The following is a 5,916-nucleotide window of genomic DNA, read 5'->3' on the forward strand; positions in this document are numbered from 1 at the left end:
AATTTAATAAAACTTTAAGCTTTTACTGCTATAATTTCATTTCCTTTTCAAATAAAAGGGACTTAAAAAACTTAAGATTTTTATCTTAATTTTTTATATTTGTTCTTTAAATTATTAATATTGTTAATCAAATCTTATAGTCAATCTTTGAAATCTAAATAAGTGATCGATTGAGCCAGAGATTTACCTTAATTAATGTAAATCTATCAATTAATAATTAAAGATTATTTTATTAATCTTTAAAATACTTTTTCTTTGAAGAAAAAGATTAAACTATCTGTATTTTTTATGGAGAGTTTGATCCTGGCTCAGAGTGAACGCTGGCGGCGTGCCTAATACATGCAAGTCGAACGATGAAGCTTTTAGCTTGCTAGAAGTGGATTAGTGGCGCACGGGTGAGTAAGGTATAGTTAATCTGCCCTACACAAGAGGACAACAGTTGGAAACGACTGCTAATACTCTATACTCCTGCTTAACACAAGTTGAGTAGGGAAAGTTTTTCGGTGTAGGATGAGACTATATAGTATCAGCTAGTTGGTGAGGTAATGGCTCACCAAGGCTATGACGCTTAACTGGTCTGAGAGGATGATCAGTCACACTGGAACTGAGACACGGTCCAGACTCCTACGGGAGGCAGCAGTAGGGAATATTGCGCAATGGGGGAAACCCTGACGCAGCAACGCCGCGTGGAGGATGACACTTTTCGGAGCGTAAACTCCTTTTCTTAGGGAAGAATTCTGACGGTACCTAAGGAATAAGCACCGGCTAACTCCGTGCCAGCAGCCGCGGTAATACGGAGGGTGCAAGCGTTACTCGGAATCACTGGGCGTAAAGGGCGCGTAGGCGGATTATCAAGTCTCTTGTGAAATCCAACGGCTTAACCGTTGAACTGCTTGGGAAACTGGTAGTCTAGAGTGAGGGAGAGGCAGATGGAATTGGTGGTGTAGGGGTAAAATCCGTAGATATCACCAAGAATACCCATTGCGAAGGCGATCTGCTGGAACTTAACTGACGCTAAGGCGCGAAAGCGTGGGGAGCAAACAGGATTAGATACCCTGGTAGTCCACGCCCTAAACGATGTACACTAGTTGTTGGGGTGCTAGTCATCTCAGTAATGCAGCTAACGCATTAAGTGTACCGCCTGGGGAGTACGGTCGCAAGATTAAAACTCAAAGGAATAGACGGGGACCCGCACAAGCGGTGGAGCATGTGGTTTAATTCGAAGATACGCGAAGAACCTTACCTGGGCTTGATATCCTAAGAACCTCTTAGAGATAAGAGGGTGCTAGCTTGCTAGAACTTAGAGACAGGTGCTGCACGGCTGTCGTCAGCTCGTGTCGTGAGATGTTGGGTTAAGTCCCGCAACGAGCGCAACCCACGTATTTAGTTGCTAACGGTTCGGCCGAGCACTCTAAATAGACTGCCTTCGTAAGGAGGAGGAAGGTGTGGACGACGTCAAGTCATCATGGCCCTTATGCCCAGGGCGACACACGTGCTACAATGGCATATACAATGAGACGCAATACCGCGAGGTGGAGCAAATCTATAAAATATGTCCCAGTTCGGATTGTTCTCTGCAACTCGAGAGCATGAAGCCGGAATCGCTAGTAATCGTAGATCAGCCATGCTACGGTGAATACGTTCCCGGGTCTTGTACTCACCGCCCGTCACACCATGGGAGTTGATTTCACTCGAAGCCGGAATACTAAACTAGTTACCGTCCACAGTGGAATCAGCGACTGGGGTGAAGTCGTAACAAGGTAACCGTAGGAGAACCTGCGGTTGGATCACCTCCTTTCTAGAGTACAAACTGATAAGTCTCACAACTATCAGTTCATATATAGACTCAATCATCCTTGTTTAGATTTCAAAGATTGATGAAAAGCTAATTTTGGGGAATTAGCTCAGCTGGGAGAGCGCCTGCTTTGCACGCAGGAGGTCAGCGGTTCGATCCCGCTATTCTCCACCATTTATTAAGGGCCTATAGCTCAGCTGGTTAGAGTGCACCCCTGATAAGGGTGAGGTCACAAGTTCAAGTCTTGTTAGGCCCACCATAAAAAAAGATTTGTTTATCAATCATATAATTAAAGTTTTAAAACTTAAAGCAAGTATATAGCTAATAATAAAGCAATAAGTAAAGTAAAATACTTTATTGCTTATGTTTTTAAATTATTTAAACTCTTTATATATACTTCCTTTAGGTTTTAAGACCTAAGCTAAATAAATAATAGAATATTTTATATATTAGATTAATTATTTAATGTTATTTGAATTATCATTGTTAAGAGTCACAAGCAAGTTTTAATAAAAACAATTTTACAGGACTTGTTAAAGGATAAAACCTAACTATCTTTTCTTTAGCTTTTAGTTAAAGACAAGTTTTAAACTCGCAACTTAGTTAGACTAATATTTTTTAGTTTTATTAAGTGTTTAAATGCTTTCCGTCTTAAGATAGTAAAGTCTTATCATAAAAACTTTAACAAGGAAGTGATGCGTTTTAGAATGAATTTAAAAGGTAAGCTATTAAGAGCGAATGGTGGATGCCTTGGCTGGTAAAGGCGATGAAGGACGTACTAGACTGCGATAAGCTACGGGGAGCTGTCAAGAAGCTTTGATCCGTAGATTTCCGAATGGGGCAACCCAGTATATAGAGATATATACTACCATAATGGAGCGAACGTAGGGAATTGAAACATCTTAGTACCTACAGGAAAAGAAATCAATAGAGATTGCGTCAGTAGCGGCGAGCGAAAGCGCAAGAGGGCAAACCCAGTGCTTGCACTGGGGGTTGTAGGACTGCAATGTGCAATAGGTAAGGTTAGTAGAACACTCTGGAAAGTGTAGCCATAGAGGGTGATAGTCCCGTATACGAAAACCAAACCTTAGCTAGCAGTATCCTGAGTAGGGCGGGACACGAGGAATCCTGTCTGAAGCTGGGTCGACCACGATCCAACCCTAAATACTACTACCAGACCGATAGTGCACAAGTACCGTGAGGGAAAGGTGAAAAGAACTGAGGTGATCAGAGTGAAATAGAACCTGAAACCATTTGCTTACAATCATTCAGAGCACTATGTAGCAATACAGTGTGATGGACTGCCTTTTGCATAATGAGCCTGCGAGTTGTGGTGTCTGGCAAGGTTAAGCACACGCGAAGCCGTAGCGAAAGCGAGTCTGAATAGGGCGCTTAAGTCAGATGCTGCAGACCCGAAACGAAGTGATCTATCCATGAGCAAGTTGAAGCTAGTGTAAGAACTAGTGGAGGACTGAACCGATAGGCGTTGAAAAGCCCCCGGATGACTTGTGGATAGGGGTGAAAGGCCAATCAAACTTCGTGATAGCTGGTTCTCTCCGAAATATATTTAGGTATAGCGTTGTGTCGTAGTATAAGGGGGTAGAGCACTGAATGGGCTAGGGCATACACCAATGTACCAAACCCTATCAAACTCCGAATACCTTATATGTAATCACAGCAGTCAGGCGGCGAGTGATAAAATCCGTCGTCAAGAGGGAAACAACCCAGACTACCAGCTAAGGTCCCTAAATCTTACTTAAGTGGAAAACGATGTGAAGTTACTTAAACAACCAGGAGGTTGGCTTAGAAGCAGCCATCCTTTAAAGAAAGCGTAATAGCTCACTGGTCTAGTGATTTTGCGCGGAAAATATAACGGGGCTAAAGTAAGTACCGAAGCTGTAGACTTGATTTTATCAAGTGGTAGGAGAGCGTTCTATTTGCGCCGAAGGTATACCGGTAAGGAGTGCTGGAGCGAATAGAAGTGAGCATGCAGGCATGAGTAGCGATAATTAATGTGAGAATCATTAACGCCGTAAACCCAAGGTTTCCTACGCGATGCTCGTCATCGTAGGGTTAGTCGGGTCCTAAGTCGAGTCCGAAAGGGGTAGACGATGGCAAATTGGTTAATATTCCAATACCAACATTAGTGTGCGATGGAAGGACGCTTAGGGCTAAGCAAGCTAGCGGATGGAAGTGCTAGTCTAAGGTCGTAGGAGGTTATATAGGCAAATCCGTATAACATACTCCGAGAACTGAAAGGCTCTTCAAAGTCTTCGGACAGCGAGGAGAATTGCTGATGCCGTCGAGCCAAGAAAAGTTTCTAAGTTTAGCTAATGTTGCCCGTACCGTAAACCGACACAGGTGGGTGGGATGAGTATTCTAAGGCGCGTGGAAGAACTCTCTTTAAGGAACTCTGCAAAATAGCACCGTATCTTCGGTATAAGGTGTGGTTCGCTTCGTATTAGGATTTACTCCGAAAGCGAAGAAACTTACAACAAAGAGTCCCTCCCGACTGTTTACCAAAAACACAGCACTCTGCTAACTCGTAAGAGGATGTATAGGGTGTGACGCCTGCCCGGTGCTCGAAGGTTAATTGATGGGGTTAGCATTAGCGAAGCTCTTGATCGAAGCCCGAGTAAACGGCGGCCGTAACTATAACGGTCCTAAGGTAGCGAAATTCCTTGTCGGTTAAATACCGACCTGCATGAATGGCGTAACGAGATGGGAGCTGTCTCAAAGAGGGATCCAGTGAAATTGTAGTGGAGGTGAAAATTCCTCCTACCCGCGGCAAGACGGAAAGACCCCGTGGACCTTTACTACAGCTTGACACTGCTATTTGGATAAGAATGTGCAGGATAGGTGGGAGGCTTTGAGTATATGACGCCAGTTGTATATGAGCCGTTGTTGAGATACCACTCTTTCTTATTTGGGTAGCTAACCAGCTTGAGTTATCCTCAAGTGGGACAATGTCTGGTGGGTAGTTTGACTGGGGCGGTCGCCTCCCAAATAATAACGGAGGCTTACAAAGGTTGGCTCAGAACGGTTGGAAATCGTTCGTAGAGTATAAAGGTATAAGCCAGCTTAACTGCAAGACATACAAGTCAAGCAGAGACGAAAGTCGGTCTTAGTGATCCGGTGGTTCTGTGTGGAAGGGCCATCGCTCAAAGGATAAAAGGTACCCCGGGGATAACAGGCTGATCTCCCCCAAGAGCTCACATCGACGGGGAGGTTTGGCACCTCGATGTCGGCTCATCGCATCCTGGGGCTGGAGCAGGTCCCAAGGGTATGGCTGTTCGCCATTTAAAGCGGTACGCGAGCTGGGTTCAGAACGTCGTGAGACAGTTCGGTCCCTATCTGCCGTGGGCGTAAGAAGATTGAAGAGATTTGACCCTAGTACGAGAGGACCGGGTTGAACAAACCACTGGTGTAGCTGTTGTTCTGCCAAGAGCATCGCAGCGTAGCTAAGTTTGGAACGGATAAACGCTGAAAGCATCTAAGCGTGAAGCCAACTCTAAGATGAATCTTCTCTAAGCTCTCTAGAAGACTACTAGTTTGATAGGCTGGGTGTGTAATGGATGAAAGTCCTTTAGCTGACCAGTACTAATAGAGCGTTTGGCTTATCTTATTTAAGCATCACTTCCTTGTTAAGGTTTTTAATAAAGCTTTGAGTGTTTTTATATGAAATATTTATATAAAAATTACATTCTTAAGTTTATAAAATCTTATAAGTAAAGTTTATATTAGAACTTGCTCTTAACATTGTTTTTTAAGTATTCTAAAATGAAACAATAAAGTATTTAGTTCAATAAAACATCTAAATATAAGAATAAGATGAAAGTTAAAATAAAAATGATTTTTATGTCTAAATCTTATTGATTGTTTTTATTATGCTATATTAAATAGAATATTTAAATAACAATGTCCGTGATTATACAGATGTGGAGACGCCTTGCTCCATCCCGAACCAAGAAGCTAAGCACATCGTGGGTGATGATACTACGCCTTACTGGCAGGGGGAAAGTAGCTCATTGCGGACTTGTTAATTCTTATTATTCTTACTTTATATATAATCCTATATTTATTTTTATTGTTAATTATTTTAATTATTTTAATTATTTTAA

General features: G+C 42.6%; 2 tRNA genes and 3 rRNA genes. All 5 read left to right on the plus strand.

Annotation, left to right across the window (positions count from 1 at the left end):
* Window positions 1-285 precede the first annotated feature (285 nt).
* The 5 genes from E2O22_RS07690 (at window position 286) to rrf (ending at window position 5,832) form a co-directional block, all read left to right on the plus strand.
* Window positions 286-1,798, plus strand: a 16S ribosomal RNA gene (locus E2O22_RS07690).
* A 95-nt stretch (window positions 1,799-1,893) separates the two neighbouring features.
* Window positions 1,894-1,969, plus strand: a tRNA-Ala gene (locus tag E2O22_RS07695).
* Window positions 1,970-1,977: 8 nt separating this feature from the next.
* Window positions 1,978-2,054, plus strand: a tRNA-Ile gene (locus E2O22_RS07700).
* Between the two features lie 459 nt (window positions 2,055-2,513).
* Window positions 2,514-5,420, plus strand: a 23S ribosomal RNA gene (locus E2O22_RS07705).
* Window positions 5,421-5,715: 295 nt separating this feature from the next.
* A 5S ribosomal RNA gene (gene rrf, locus E2O22_RS07710) occupies window positions 5,716-5,832 on the plus strand.
* Together the 16S, 23S and 5S rRNA genes with 2 tRNA genes alongside form the textbook arrangement of a ribosomal RNA operon.
* Window positions 5,833-5,916: the final 84 nt, after the last annotated feature.

It is taken from the genome of Campylobacter lari (genome assembly GCF_004357905.1).
Lineage (GTDB): Bacteria > Campylobacterota > Campylobacteria > Campylobacterales > Campylobacteraceae > Campylobacter_D > Campylobacter_D lari_D.